16 protein-coding genes are annotated in these 12,966 nt (G+C 69.3%); 8 read left to right on the top strand and 8 right to left on the bottom strand.

Translation table 11 applies throughout. The features are described from left to right. The first annotated feature begins 86 nt into the window (after positions 1-86). Positions 87-821 carry an amidohydrolase family protein gene (locus ACFXMV_RS14675; protein WP_378502267.1) on the top strand — a complete coding sequence of 245 codons (735 nt, stop codon included), beginning with the start codon at positions 87-89 and terminating at the stop codon, positions 819-821. A 51-nt stretch (positions 822-872) separates the two neighbouring features. Here ACFXMV_RS14675 and ACFXMV_RS14670 read toward each other — a convergent pair whose 3' ends face one another. Next, positions 873-1,355, bottom strand: a complete 483-nt coding sequence (locus ACFXMV_RS14670) for a DUF456 domain-containing protein (protein ID WP_378502266.1) — start codon at positions 1,353-1,355, stop codon at positions 873-875. 59 nt (positions 1,356-1,414) lie between these two features. Here ACFXMV_RS14670 and ACFXMV_RS14665 point away from each other — a divergent pair, with 59 nt between their 5' ends. The 3 genes from ACFXMV_RS14665 to ACFXMV_RS14655 all read left to right on the top strand — a co-directional run bounded on the left by ACFXMV_RS14665 (position 1,415) and on the right by ACFXMV_RS14655 (position 3,620). After that, complete coding sequence (locus ACFXMV_RS14665; RefSeq protein WP_378502265.1) at positions 1,415-1,840, top strand: hypothetical protein; 426 nt, start codon at positions 1,415-1,417, stop codon at positions 1,838-1,840. Positions 1,841-1,902: 62 nt separating this feature from the next. Then, positions 1,903-2,568 carry a HEAT repeat domain-containing protein gene (locus ACFXMV_RS14660; protein WP_378503378.1) on the top strand — a complete coding sequence of 222 codons (666 nt, stop codon included), beginning with the start codon at positions 1,903-1,905 and terminating at the stop codon, positions 2,566-2,568. 14 nt (positions 2,569-2,582) lie between these two features. Continuing rightward, entirely contained in the window at positions 2,583-3,620 is a 1,038-nt protein-coding gene (locus tag ACFXMV_RS14655; protein WP_378500648.1) for a MerR family transcriptional regulator, read from the top strand. A gap of 15 nt (positions 3,621-3,635) precedes the next feature. On the opposite strand, the gene ACFXMV_RS14650 is transcribed toward ACFXMV_RS14655, so the two are convergent. Further along, positions 3,636-4,013 (bottom strand): VOC family protein, encoded by a 378-nt coding sequence (locus ACFXMV_RS14650; RefSeq protein WP_378500647.1) that lies wholly within the window; start codon positions 4,011-4,013, stop codon positions 3,636-3,638. Between the two features lie 132 nt (positions 4,014-4,145). On the opposite strand from ACFXMV_RS14650, the gene ACFXMV_RS14645 reads away from it, so the two are divergent. Next, a complete protein-coding gene (locus ACFXMV_RS14645) occupies positions 4,146-5,243 on the top strand; it encodes a CaiB/BaiF CoA transferase family protein (protein ID WP_378500646.1) in 1,098 nt (365 codons plus the stop codon). 76 nt (positions 5,244-5,319) lie between these two features. Here the strand turns inward: ACFXMV_RS14645 and ACFXMV_RS14640 are convergent, their stop codons facing one another. Continuing rightward, positions 5,320-5,943, bottom strand: coding sequence for a hypothetical protein (locus ACFXMV_RS14640; protein ID WP_378500645.1), 624 nt, complete (start codon positions 5,941-5,943; stop codon positions 5,320-5,322). An 87-nt stretch (positions 5,944-6,030) separates the two neighbouring features. Next, positions 6,031-7,524 (bottom strand): PLP-dependent aminotransferase family protein, encoded by a 1,494-nt coding sequence (locus tag ACFXMV_RS14635; protein ID WP_378500644.1) that lies wholly within the window; start codon positions 7,522-7,524, stop codon positions 6,031-6,033. A 101-nt stretch (positions 7,525-7,625) separates the two neighbouring features. Between ACFXMV_RS14635 and ACFXMV_RS14630 the strand changes: the two genes are divergently transcribed. Both ACFXMV_RS14630 and ACFXMV_RS14625 read left to right on the top strand, forming a co-directional pair. Then, positions 7,626-7,859, top strand: a complete 234-nt coding sequence (locus tag ACFXMV_RS14630) for a hypothetical protein (RefSeq protein ID WP_378500643.1) — start codon at positions 7,626-7,628, stop codon at positions 7,857-7,859. 93 nt (positions 7,860-7,952) lie between these two features. Then, a complete protein-coding gene (locus tag ACFXMV_RS14625; protein ID WP_378500642.1) occupies positions 7,953-8,498 on the top strand; it encodes a methylated-DNA--[protein]-cysteine S-methyltransferase in 546 nt (181 codons plus the stop codon). Positions 8,499-8,529: 31 nt separating this feature from the next. On the opposite strand, the gene ACFXMV_RS14620 is transcribed toward ACFXMV_RS14625, so the two are convergent. From ACFXMV_RS14620 to ACFXMV_RS14610, 3 genes are all read right to left on the bottom strand, one after another. After that, the gene (locus ACFXMV_RS14620; RefSeq protein ID WP_378503377.1) at positions 8,530-9,336 is read right to left on the bottom strand and encodes a DUF5602 domain-containing protein; all 807 of its coding nucleotides are present in this window, start codon (positions 9,334-9,336) and stop codon (positions 8,530-8,532) included. Positions 9,337-9,502: 166 nt separating this feature from the next. Further along, the gene (locus ACFXMV_RS14615; RefSeq protein WP_378503376.1) at positions 9,503-10,546 is read right to left on the bottom strand and encodes a LysM peptidoglycan-binding domain-containing protein; all 1,044 of its coding nucleotides are present in this window, start codon (positions 10,544-10,546) and stop codon (positions 9,503-9,505) included. 67 nt (positions 10,547-10,613) lie between these two features. Further along, a complete protein-coding gene (locus ACFXMV_RS14610) occupies positions 10,614-11,903 on the bottom strand; it encodes an adenylosuccinate synthase (protein ID WP_378503375.1) in 1,290 nt (429 codons plus the stop codon). Positions 11,904-12,079: 176 nt separating this feature from the next. Between ACFXMV_RS14610 and ACFXMV_RS14605 the strand changes: the two genes are divergently transcribed. Beyond that, the gene (locus tag ACFXMV_RS14605) at positions 12,080-12,454 is read left to right on the top strand and encodes a helix-turn-helix domain-containing protein (RefSeq protein ID WP_378499134.1); all 375 of its coding nucleotides are present in this window, start codon (positions 12,080-12,082) and stop codon (positions 12,452-12,454) included. Between the two features lie 107 nt (positions 12,455-12,561). On the opposite strand, the gene ACFXMV_RS14600 is transcribed toward ACFXMV_RS14605, so the two are convergent. Continuing rightward, a complete protein-coding gene (locus ACFXMV_RS14600; protein ID WP_378499135.1) occupies positions 12,562-12,888 on the bottom strand; it encodes a hypothetical protein in 327 nt (108 codons plus the stop codon). Between the last annotated feature and the right edge of the window lie 78 nt (positions 12,889-12,966).

The raw sequence follows: 12,966 nt of genomic DNA, 5'->3' as shown, positions 1-12,966 counted from the left end.
TTTGTCTATTTGTTGGTGGTGCCCTCGCCCCCCCCCCCCCCCCCCACACCGCCACACCTGTCTCACCGACAAGGCATGCTCTTACAGTGTTTGACGCCCACGTTCACATCATCGACCCCCGGTTCCCGCTGGTGGAGAACGACGGCTACCTGCCGGAACCGTTCACCATCGCCGACTACCGGGCGCGGGTCGACGGCTTCGGCGTGGACGGCGGCGCGGTGGTGACTGCGTCGTACCAGGGAACCGACCAGGCCTACCTGGTCGCCGCGCTGGAGGAACTCGGCCCCGGATGGGTGGGCGTGACCCAGCTCGCCGAGGACGCCACCGACGAGGACATCATCGCGCTCGACCAGGCAGGCGTGCGGGCCCTGCGCTTCAACCTGCGGCGCAGCGCCACGGACCTGAGGCTGCTGGCCATGCAGGCGCAACGGGCCTGGGACCTCGTCGGTTGGCACGCCGAGTTCTACGTGGACGCGGCGCTGCTGCTGTCCCTGGAGCCGGTGTTCAAGAAGCTGCCCGCGCTGAGCATCGACCACCTCGGCATGTCCACCAAGGGCCTGCCCTACCTGCTGAACCTGGTCGACCGCGGCGTCAAGGTGAAGGCGACCGGCTTCGGCCGGGCCACCATCGACGACGTCGGCGACGCGCTGCGCCGCATCCACGCCGTCAACCCGGAGTCGCTGATGTTCGGCACCGACCTGCCCGGGACCAGGGCCAGGCGTGCCTTCGAGGCCGCCGACCTGGACATCGTCGCGGACGCGGTGGGTGACGACCTCGAGGCGGTGCTCGGCGGCAACGCCCGCGCCTGGTATTTGCGCTAACGCCCGTGCGCGCTTTGTACCCCTATGCGGGTACGGATCGCGCACAGTGCGCTACGCGAAGATCGCCGCGGCCAGCCAGATCCCGGCGGCCAGCAGCGCACCCAGCAACTCCACCAGGATCGACAGCCCGACGGCCTTCGTCGCGTGCACGGTCGAGCGCCACGCGTCGGCGTGCGCGCGATGCCGGTACACCTCCGCCAGGTAGGTGCCGAGCAGGAACCCGATCAGCAGCCCGACGATCGGGATCACGAAGAACCCGACGATGCCGAGCAGCGCGCCCGCGACCAGCGAGCGCTTGGGCACGCCTGCGTCGCGCATCTTGCGGCCGGGCCAGGTGTACTTGATGACGCCCGACACCACCAGCAGCACGGCCGCCGCGGCGAACACCGCCCACCCGGTACCGGTGCCCTCGAGGACCGCCCACACCGCGATGGCCCCCAGGATCAGCAACGCACCCGGCAGGATCGGCAGCACGATCCCCACCAGACCCACGACGATCGCCAGACCGATCAGGACCTCAACACCGACACTCACGGGCGACACTGTGCCAGACCGGAGTTCGCGGGCCCGTCGGCGCACGCCACAATGACCGGATGGACCTGGGGATCGACACCACGCTGACGCTGCTCGCCGCGGGGCTGATCTTCCTGCTCGCGCTCGGCCTCGGCGTGTGGAAGTACCGGCAGATGGCACTGTCCGAGAATCATCTCGCGCACCCGTACGTGGACATCGCGCACCGGGCCGCGCTGATGTACTCCTTCGCCACCCTGCTGATCGCCGTGTTCGTCGAGCTCAGCGCCTGGCCGACGTGGGTGAACCTGACGGCGGCCGCGGTAGTGGTGTTCTTCTTCGTCGCCGCGATCGCGAGCTACATCGCGCACGGCGCCAGGCGGGACACCACCAACCAGTTCGCGCACCAGGACGCTGGGCTGCGGCTGGCGATGATCGCGCTGATCGTGGGCGAGATGGGCGGCTTCGCGGTGCTGCTGGCCGGGTTCGTCGCCGGGCAGCTCGTCTGACCTCCTGACACCGACGCTTGACCCTGACACTGTGACAAGGTGTCGGATGGTCGGCGAAGGAGGTGGTTGTCGTGAACACAACCAACCGCGGTGGCCCGAATGCTCACCTCACCGACGCTCTGGCCGCGGCCGACCCGTCGAGCCGGCTGCGGGCGGCGCTCGCTGCGGGCACTGGTCGCGATCCCGGTCTCACCGAAACCCTCGTCGCCCGGTGTGCCGTCGAACCGGATTTCTTCGTCCGCGACATGCTGACCTGGGCGTTGTGCCGCCTGCCGGCCGAGCTGACGGTTCCGAGGCTGGTCAACGAGCTCGGGTCCGACACCGCGCAAGCCCGCAGTCAGGCTCTGCACACCCTGTCCAAGATCGGGGATCGGCTCGCCTGGCCCGCGGTGTCGGCGCTGCTACGTGACCAGCACGACGAGGTCGCACGCAGCGCGTGGCGGGCGGCGGCGGCACTCGTGCCGCCCGGTGAGGAGGCCGCGCTCGCGGCCGCTCTTGCGACCGAACTCGGACGGGGTGACCACCACATGCAGCTCAGTCTGAGCCGCGCGCTTGCGGGGCTCGGAGAGACCGTCCTGCCGGTCCTCGACGCGGCAGGGGCGAGTCCCGATCCACGCGTTCGGGCGCATGCCGAGGCCACGACGCAGCTCTGCCACGACCCCGACAGCGGCTTCACCCTCTCGCTCGAGATGGCGAAGCGCGTCGCGGTCACCGGTCCGGACACCTAGCGGGAGGAGACGAGATGTTGATCGGTGAGGTCTCGCGGCACTCCGGTGTCAGTACGCGGATGTTGCGCCACTACGACACGTTGGGACTGGTGAAGCCCACGGACCGCACGTCGGGCGGCTACCGCGAGTACTCCGCCGACGACATCCGACGCCTCTTCCACGTCGAGAGCCTGAGGACCCTGGGGCTGTCGTTGAGCGAGGCCAAGCGCGCGCTGGACGAGGCCGACTTCGCACCGGCCGACCTGGTGGGAGACCTCATCCGGCACACGCGCCTGCGAATCGCGGCCGAGGAGGAACTGCTCACCACGCTCGGACGCGTCGACGCCGCGGCCCCAGCCGAGTGGGAGGACGTCCTCCGCATCGTCACCCTGCTCCGCGCGCTCGAATCGGAGTCCGCCGCCCGCCGTCAACAGGCGGTCCTCTCTCAGGACGGGACGGCCTCGCTGCCCGTCGACGCACTGGTCGAGGCCGCACTCGCGGAAGACGACGCCAACGTGGCCGGGGCGCTGCGATGGTCGTTGGCGCGGGCGGCAGGCCAGGGACTCAAGGCGCTCGCCGTCGGTCTCGACTCGGAGGCGGCCGACGTCCGGCGCCGCGCCGTTGCCGCGATTGCGGCGGTGCACACCGAGGAGGCAACGGCACTTCTGAGCCGAGCTCTCGATGATGCGGACGCCGCGGTCCGAGGACGCGCCGCCCTCGCGCTCGGCTCGCGGGGGAGCATCGACGCGATGCCCGCCCTGCTCGAGATGGTTGTCGACGGTCTGCGCGACGTCGAGGCCGCGGAGGTGTTGGGCCTGCTGACGGAGGTCTCCCCCTCGGCCGACGTGGTCGGGGCCATGCAGGACACACTCGACAACGCGGACGATTCGCCGACGCGGTTGCGGATCACGCAGGCGCTGGCGGAGATTCCCGGCGCTGCGGCGCGGAGGGCGCTCACCCGGCTGACCCACGACAGTGACGCGACGATCGCGGCTACCGCTGCGGCGATCGTGGAATCGCAGGACCGCGGACCGAGGCGGCGCGCCCGACGGTTGAATGTCGAGATGCCGTGACGAAGGCCGCCGGCTCTACGGGACCTGGTGCAGCGACAACACATTCGCGTGCGGGTCACGGAACCAGGCGATCCGGGTGCCGTCCGGGCCCGTCCAGGCGTCGTGCTCGTCCTGATCCAGGCCCGGATACCGGCTGAACTCCACGCCCTTGGTCCGCAGTTCCTCGACCGCCCCGTTCAGGTCGTCCATCTGCCAACCGAGCACCGTGTACCCGGTGTCTTCCTTCGACTGGACAAGGGTGACCCGGAGTTCGACGCCGTTCCCGCCGTCGAGCACCAGCGCGAACGGCGTCCGCTCGGTGACGGTGAGCCCCAGCGTGTCCACATAGAACATCGCCGAGACGTCGAGATCCGTGCTGGGCGCGAACGCCACGAGTCGACCGGGGAAGGCCATGGCCCCACTCTGCTCGGCCGGTCGCGAACAGGCAAGACCTATCGGACGAGTGACCCGCGGCACACACCCCCGCCCCCACGGGTTAACGTCTGTTAAGTCAAGTCACACCGAGTCCCCACAACGAGGAGAATCGTGTCCGCAGAAGACGTGAAGAAGGGGCCGCTCGCGGGTGTCCGCGTGGTCGAACTGGCGGGCATCGGGCCCGGCCCGCACGCCGCCCTGCTGCTCGCCGACCTCGGCGCCGACGTCGTCCGGGTTCAGCGCGCCGGGATGATCCCGAGCGCCGAGCAGCCGCACGACCAGACCCAGCGCGGTCGTCGCATCGTGGAGGCGAATCTCAAGGATCCCGCCGACATCGAGGCGGTTCTCGGCCTGCTCGAGCGTGCCGACGTGCTGATCGAGGGCTTCCGTCCCGGCGTCACCGAGCGGATGGGGCTCGGACCCGACGCGGCCCTCGAGCGCAACCCGCGCCTCGTCTACGGCCGGATGACCGGCTGGGGCCAGGAGGGACCGCTCGCGCAGTCCGCCGGCCACGACATCAACTACATCTCCCTGACCGGCGTGCTGCACGCGATCGGACGCCAGGGCGAGCGCCCGGTGCCGCCGCTGAACATGGTCGGCGACTTCGGTGGCGGTTCGATGTTCCTGGTGTTCGGCATCCTCGCCGCCCTCGTCGAGCGGCAGAATTCCGGCAAGGGGCAGGTCGTGGACGCCGCGATGGTCGACGGCACGCTGGCCCTCTCGCACATGATCTGGAGCTTCCGCGGCACGGGCCTCTGGTCGGACGAGCGCGGCGTGAACATGCTCGACACCGGCGCCCCCTACTACGACACCTACGAGACCGCGGACGGCAAGTACATGGCCGTCGGCGCGATCGAGCACCAGTTCTACGCCGTGCTGCTCCAGGGACTCGAGCTCGATCCCGCCGAGCTGCCCGCCCAGAACGACAAGACCGCCTGGCCGGAGCTGCGCAAGGTGTTCGCCGAGCGCTTCCTGTCCAAGACCCGCGACGAGTGGGCCGCGATCTTCGACGGCACCGACGCGTGCACCACCCCGGTCCTGACGTTCGCCGAGGCACCCGACAACGCGCACATCGCGGCGCGCGGTTCCCTCGTCGAGCTCGACAAGGTCACCCAGCACCGGCCCGCGCCGCGGTTCTCGCGGACCGAGCCGGATCTGCCGACCCCGCCCGCCACCGAGGCCACGGCCATCGACGGACTCTGGCGCTGACACGTTCCGGTCAGAACGGGGCCCAAACCGATCATCGGTGCGGGCCCCGTTCGGCGTTTCCAGGCTGCTCGGGGAATCAGCGCGGTGAGTCGCCGATCATCTTGAACCCCGGCACATAGGTGCACGTATCGACGGTGTTGCGAGCCGTCCCGTACAGACCGACGACCGTGGGGTTGTATCCGGTCACCACCGCGCCGCCGAGCACCGGCACACCCACCGGCAACCGATCCGGAGCGTTCGCGTCGGCCCAGTCGTCCAGGACTCCGGTGCCGCCGCGCAGGGTGACCAGGTTGAACCACACGATCCGCATGTCGCTGACCGGTGGGATCGGCTTGCTCGCGGGCGGCTGTTCGAGCCAGACCGCGAGATACGCGTCGCCGATGCCGCCGGTCCGCCCGGCCAGTGCCCGACCGGCACCGCAGGTCGGCGACAGCGGCGCCAGGTCGAACCTCAACGCGGCAAACGGATCCGGATCCGCGGCGGGCGCGGTGCCGACGTGGCCGGCGCCCATCCCGATCAGGGCGCGCGCAGCGGCAAGTGACGGATCGTCCGCTGCCGCGCCGCGCGCGATCAGGACGGCCATGGCAGCGTTCAGGTCGGCGGGCGTGGTCGGCGGCTCAGCCCCGACCGCCGGAGCCGCAAAGGCGGCCGCCGCGGCAAGTGCGCCTGCCAATGCGATCGGACAGTTGCGTAGACGCATGATGCACCTCTGTTCGGAGGAGTCCCCCATCCGAACGGTAGCCACGACCAGGCCGGCAGGCACGCGTAGGCGACTACCCGTTCGCCCTCAGATCACCAGGGCGGGACGCGGCAGCTCGGCGCCACCGGAGAGTGCTCGATACGCCGCGGCGATCCCCGTCACCGCGGTCCGGAGATCCTCCTCGCTGCGGGCGTAGGGCAGTCGGACGTACCGCTCGAACGCGCCCTCGAGACCGAAGCGCGGACCGGCCGCGAGCAGCACCCCGTGGTAAGGCGACGTGGCTGCGAGCGCTGTCGACATCGGCCCCGGCAGCTGCATCCACAGCGCCATGCCACCGCTGCCGGGCGTGCACTGCCAGTCGGGCAGTTCGGCCGCGACGGCGTCGAGCAGCGCGCCGCGTTGCCTGCGCAGCTGCTCGCGACGCTCCGGCAGCACCTCGTCGGCGGCCTCGAACATCGCCACCGCCGCCAGCTGCTCGAGCACCGCCGTGCCCAGGTCGAGCGCGGACCTGGCGGCGACCAGCGCGCTGATCAGCGACGGCTCGGCCCGGATCCAGCCGATCCGCAGCCCGGACCAGAAGGCTTTGGAGGTCGAGCCGATGGTGACGATCTCCGCGCGGGCGGCGCCGCGCGCGAAGGCCGCGACCGGCGTCGGGGTGGGTGCGTCGAGCCCGAGGTCGGCCATCGTCTCGTCGATGATCAGCGTCATCCGGGTGTCCCGGGCGATCGCGACCAGCTCGGCCCGGCCCTGGTCGTCGAGGCAGAAGCCGGTCGGGTTGTGGAAGTCGGGGACCAGATATGCCAGCTTGGCCGCGGTCTGCCGGGCGGCGGAGCGGATCCCGTCCAGGTCCCAGCCCCGCGTCTCCTGCCGGAGCGCGACCGGCACCGGGCGGGCGCCGGTCCGCTTGATCGCCTCGATCGCGTTCGTATAGGTCGGGTGATCGATCAGGACGCGCTCGCCGGGCGCGGCCAGCAGACCCAGCACCAGGACCAGTGCGTGCTGGGCGCCGGCGGTGACCATGATCTGGTCGGGGGACGTCGGTAGTCCGCGCGCGCGATACCGCTCGGCGATGGCCTCCCGCAGCACCGGCAGCCCGACCGGTTCCAGGCCGTGTCCGCCCAGGTACGCGGGCAGCGCCTCGAGCCCCTCGGCGAACGCCCGCTGCACAGGCGCCGCGGGGGCGGACATCGCGGCACACGTCAGGTCGACGACCGGCCCGCCACTCTCTCCACTGAACCCCTTGTCGCGCAATCCTTTACCCGATGCGCCGAGCTCCGGCAGCGCGACCGTACTGCGCGAGCCCTGCCTGCTGATGAGGTACCCCTCGTCACGGAGCACCGAGTAGGCGGAGGTGATGGTCGTCCGGCTCAACTCGAGGACGGCGGCCAGGTCGCGTTCGCTGGGCAGCGCCACCCCGAGCGGGATCCGACCGTCGGCGACCAGCAGTCGCACGCTGTCCGCGAGTGCCCGATAGGCCGGCCGGGCGATTCGGCGCCGCCCCTCGGAGTCGCCGTCCTGCCGCTTGTTGGGATCCCACTGCCCGAGATCGCGGGCCAAGGTGGTCGCGCCCATCACTCTCATGAACCCATCACTCTCATGAACCCAGCCCCGTCGTTTCCATGCAGTCCAGTATTCGCAAAGTGGATGTTTATTGCAATACCAGTTGGGCACAGGATGGGGACATGTTCGCAGCCCTGATCCTCACCGTCCTTGGCCTCGGCACCGTGGGCCTGTTCATCGCGGCGCGTCGATCGAACGGCGCCCGAGTCTTCCATCTCGACCAGTTCCGGCCTGCTGCACCGCTGGCCGGGCGCCTACCCGCGGAGCGAGACGCGGCCCGCGCCTACCGCGACCTGCAGGCCGTCACCTCGCGGCACGAGGTCATCGTCGCAGGCAAGATCGCGCCCCACCACTAGCCGATCGCCATACCAGTCCAGTTGGCGACAACTGGACTGGTACCTACGATTAGCTGCGGTCGGAGCCGGGTGGACCTGACGCATAATGGGCCCGTGAGCTCACTCGGATTCGCCCTCTTCGACACCCCGATCGGTCGGTGCGCGGTGGTGTGGGGCGAGCGCGGGATCGTGGGTTTTCAGTTGCCCGAGGGTTCCGATGAGCTGACCCGCGAACGGATTGCGCAACTCTTCCCCGATGCCACCGAGCGGGACCCCCTTTCGAGCCCCGATGCCCGGCGTGCGATCGACGGCGTCATCGCGCTGCTCGGGGGCGCGCCCGATTCCCTGTCCGACGTGCGACTCGACCTGCGTGCGGTGCCCGATTTCGACGGCCGGGTCTACGCTGTGACCCGGGCGATCGAACCCGGGTCGACGCTCACCTACGGGGAGGTCGCCGCCAGGATCGGCAGCCCCGACGCCGCACAGGCCGTCGGGCAGGCGTTGGGGCGCAACCCGATTCCGATCCTGGTCCCCTGCCATCGAGTGCTGGCCGCGGGCGGGAAGACCGGCGGCTTCTCCGCGCACGGAGGCGCGGTCACCAAGCGGGCGCTGCTGACGATCGAGCGCGCGCCCGGTTTCGACGAGCCGACGCTCTTCTAGCCTCGACGCGAACCGACGCCCTTCCCTGGCATCAGGATTCGTCCCGGTGCGTCATCCCGCCGAGCGTGAAGACGTACTCGTCCGCCTCATCGTCGAACGCGACGCTGTAGACGGTCGGGTAGTAGCCCGATTTCTGATAGGCCTGCGGCTGCTTGATGTCCTCAGTGAGACTCGGCTTGGTCAGCAGCCAGTCCCGGGTCATCATCGGCTCCAGGAAGTTGTACTCGCCGTCCCATGACCCGTTGATGAATACCTGGGTGAAGTCCGCGCCCGGTGCCAGGCCCGCGGTGGAATCGACCCAGTGCGCTCCCATCTGCGGGACCGCGGGTACCGGAGCAGGCACATAGTCCTTCGGGACATATTGCGGCTCGGGCAGTTTCGCTGCCTTCGCCGCAAAGTCCGGGTCCGACGGCACGATGGCCGCGACCTTCTCCTCGTCCATCATGAAGTAGTGCGAATCGAAGTGCGGCTTGTCGAACAGTCCGGCAGGCTCGTGTCCGTGGTTGTTCCAGTCGAGCGTCGCGAACTCGAACGGAGTGCCGGACACCTGTTCCGGGAACTCCAGCGTGAAGACCTCGGCGGGCTTGCCCTGATGCTCGGGCAGGCCGTCGAGGGCCGCCTCGGTGAGCCGGATTCCCACCTCGGAGGGATTCCCCTCGGCGTCGAGCGCGACGAACGTTCGGGCGGACCCGTTCCCGATGTCCGTCGACTGCCCGTAGAAGGTGCCGGAGCTGTCGGCACTGTCGGCGCTGTCGTCGCTGCTGCATCCGGCGACCGCCACGCCCAGACACACGGCGAGAACCAGTCCGGTCTTGCGAACGCTTGAGTCAGTACGCATTCTGCACCTCACGAGCCGAGTCGGGAGAACCGCGATTCACGCAGCGTACCCGCGTGCTCGGCCAGCGGGGGCGTTACGGAAGGTCCGTGGGTAGCGAAAACGGGGTGTCGGGACCCGAGGATCCCAACACCCCGTCACCGACGACGTGATGGCACAGCCGGCCTGGCTACGGCGTGCCGAACATCATCAGCCCGTCCTTGGTGCACTCGGGGAAGTTGTTCTCGCGCGGATGGCAGTCCCAGCCCCGGATGTTCGCGGGCTGCCCGGGCGCACCCGGCGTCGCGACGAACCCCTCCATGACGTTGAAGGCCTCGCCGCAGCCGATCCGGCCCGCGGGCGTGTTCACGGCGATCAGATTGAACGGGGTCGAGCCGATGTTGAACTGTCCGCAGTTGACGTCCGAGATCGGCGGGGGCGGGTTGCCGCCGTTGCCGGGGAAGTACGGGCCGACACCCGGCTTGTCCGGCACGATCAGCACCTGACCCGGGTGGATCACGGTGTCCACGCTCGCAAAGCCGTTGAGCCGCAGGATCTCCCCGATGTCACCGCCGAACCGCAACGCCACATCGGACAAGCTGCCGCCCGGTTCCACGACGTACGTCTTGGTGCCGGGCGGGGTCACCGGCGGCGGGGGCGGGTTACCGCCGTTGCCGGGGAAGTACGGGCCGACGCCCGGCTTGTCCGGCACGATCAGCACCTGACCAGGGTGGATCGTCGCGTCGGCGACCGCGAAACCGTTGAGCCGCATGATCTCCCCGATGTCACCGCCGAAGCGCAGCGCCACATCGGACAGTCCGTCGCCCGGCTGCACGACGTACGTCTTGGTGCCAGGCTGGTTCACCGGCGGCGGAGGCGGGTTACCGCCGTTACCCGGGGCCGGCATCCCGGACACGTTGAGCACCTGGCCCGGATGGATCACGGAGTCCATGGTGAGGCCGTTGCGCTCCATCAGCGCGCCGATCGGGATGCCGAACCGGGCCGCGATGCCCGAGAGGGTGTCACCCGGCACCACTGTGTAGTTCTCGGCGTGCGATGCGGGCGCAGGCGTAACCAGCGGAGAGGGAGTGGTGACGGGCGTTTCCGCCGCCCCGGAGGAGGACGCCGCGGGCGAGGAGGACGCCGCCGAGCCGGCGGAATCCCCGGCGTCGGACGAGCACCCAGCCAACGCCAAAGTCACCGCCAGCACACCGGCACAACCGATTCGATTCATGCCGAAACCCTATCCGGATCGTCCGGGGGCCCGGCCTTTTCGTCGGCCGACACGCCCGCCGCTGGTCCTACCGCAGCACCTCGCGGCGGACGATGGTCTCGTCGCGGCCGGGGCCGACGCCGATGCAGGAGATGAACGCACCCGAGAGCTCCTCGAGCCGCAACACGTAGTTCTGCGCGTTGACCGGCAGCTCCTCGAAGGTGCGGCAGTGCGAGATGTCCTCCCACCAGCCCGGCATCTCCTCGTAGATGGGCTTGGCGTGATGAATGTCGGTCTGCGACATCGGCATTTCGTCGACGCGCACCCCGTCCACCTCGTAGGCGACGCAGATCGGGATGGTGTCGAGGCTGCTCAGCACGTCGAGCTTGGTGAGGAAGTAGTCGGTGATGCCGTTGACCCGCGTGGCGTACCGGGCGATCACGGCGTCGAACCAGCCGGTGCGGCGCGCGCGACCGGTGGTGACGCCGACCTCGCCGCCCTGCTTGGCCAGGTACTCGCCGTGGTTGTCGAACAGCTCGGTCGGGAACGGGCCCGAGCCGACGCGGGTGGTGTAGGCCTTGAGGATGCCCAGGACGGTGGTGATCTTGGTGGGTCCGATGCCCGAGCCCACCGACGCGCCACCCGAGGTGGGGTTGGACGAGGTCACGAAGGGGTAGGTGCCGTGGTCGACGTCGAGCAGCGTCCCCTGCGATCCCTCGAGCAGAACGGTCTCGCCGGCCTCGAGCGCCCGGTTCAGCTGCAGGCGGGTGTCGGCGATGCGGTGCTTGAAGCCCTCTGCCTGACCGAGGACCTCGTCCACGACCTGCTGCGCGTCGAGGGCCTTGCGGTTGTAGATCTTGACCAGGACCTGGTTCTTGTACTCCAGGGCGGCCTCGACCTTCTGGGTGAGGATCTTCTCGTCCAGGACGTCCGCGACACGCACGCCGACGCGGGCGATCTTGTCCTGGTAGCAGGGGCCGATGCCACGGCCGGTGGTGCCGATCTTCTTGGCTCCGAGGAAGCGCTCGGTGACCTTATCGATGGCCACGTGGTACGGCATGATCAGGTGCGCATCGGCCGAGAGCAGCAGTCGGCTGGTGTCGACGTTGCGCTCCTCGAGGCCCGCGAGCTCGGTCAGCAGCACACCCGGGTCGACCACGACGCCGTTGCCGATCACGTTGGTCACGCCCGGGGTGAGGATGCCCGACGGGATCAGGTGCAACGCGAACTTGTCGCCGTTCGGCAGGACGACGGTGTGTCCCGCGTTGTTGCCGCCCTGGTAGCGCACCACCCACTGCAGGCGTCCGCCCAGTAGATCGGTAGCTTTGCCCTTGCCCTCGTCGCCCCACTGGGCTCCGATCAGGACGATTGCCGGCATGACGTTGACTCCTACGGTTGACGGGCATCTGTGCATCGCAGCGCAGAGGCCAGCCGTCCAGGGACAGTGGCCGAAAGGACAGTTTAGTCCAGCCGGGGAGCCGAACCGGCCGCGCATCACCGGATCGACGTCGATGGGACCATTTTGACGCCGGGACGAGCATCTACTCTTGCGTCATGACCAGCGATGGACCGCGCCACCCCACCCTGGGCGAGATCATCAGACGGCAGCGGGAACTGGCGGAGCTCCCGATGCGACAGCTGGCAGCGCTGGTCGGGATCTCGAATCCGTACCTGTCGCAGATCGAACGCAATCTCCGGGAACCGAGCGACCGCGTGCTCGAGGCGATCGCGGAGCAGCTCCACCTGTCCGCGGATGTCCTGACGGCGGAGGCGCGTCGCGATGAACCCGAGGACCTGCCGGAGATGGTGCGCCACATCCGCCGGGATCCGGATCTGACAAGGGCGCAGCGGCTGGCCCTCGAGGAGATGTACGAGACGTTCCGCGAGGTCACCAGGGCCAAGCGACGACGCGGCGCGCGAGCCGACTGATCCGCCGCTGCTGATTCCACGACCGGCCCCGGCACTAGCGAGCGCCCGGCACGGTCGGAGATGACCGTGCCGGGCGCGCCTGACTTCACACCGCGTCGCCGGTCACTTCAGGACTTCAGGACTTCGCGCGCGAGTGCCGTTGCCGCCGAACTGAACTCCTTGACGTATGACGTGTGCGCCTTGGTCAGCGTGTTCACCCAGTCCAGCCTGGTGGCGCCGCCGATCCTCTCCTCCATCGCGAGCAGATCGGTGAGCCCGGACTCGTAGGTGTCGAGATTGAGCGCACCGGTCCGCTTCGCGGTGTCGACGAACTTCTCGTTCAGGGCGAGGAAGCGGCCGGCGTTCTCCTCGGCCGCCTTGACGAAGGCGGCGGCACCATCGGCCGCGGCGGTGGTGGCCGCCTCACTGACGGGCGTGGTCTTCTGCGCGGTCATGGTTGTCTCCTGTTGTCGGATGGACATGCAGTTAGCACGTTAGCACTATCATTGCTAACGCGCCTTTCGGCGGCGGCG

Source organism: Rhodococcus sp. NPDC059179 (genome assembly GCF_042754885.1).
In the GTDB taxonomy this organism is placed as follows: domain Bacteria; phylum Actinomycetota; class Actinomycetes; order Mycobacteriales; family Mycobacteriaceae; genus Rhodococcus_G.
The sequence above is the reverse complement of the archived record's forward strand: the minus strand, read 5'-3'. Positions and strand labels throughout refer to the sequence as shown.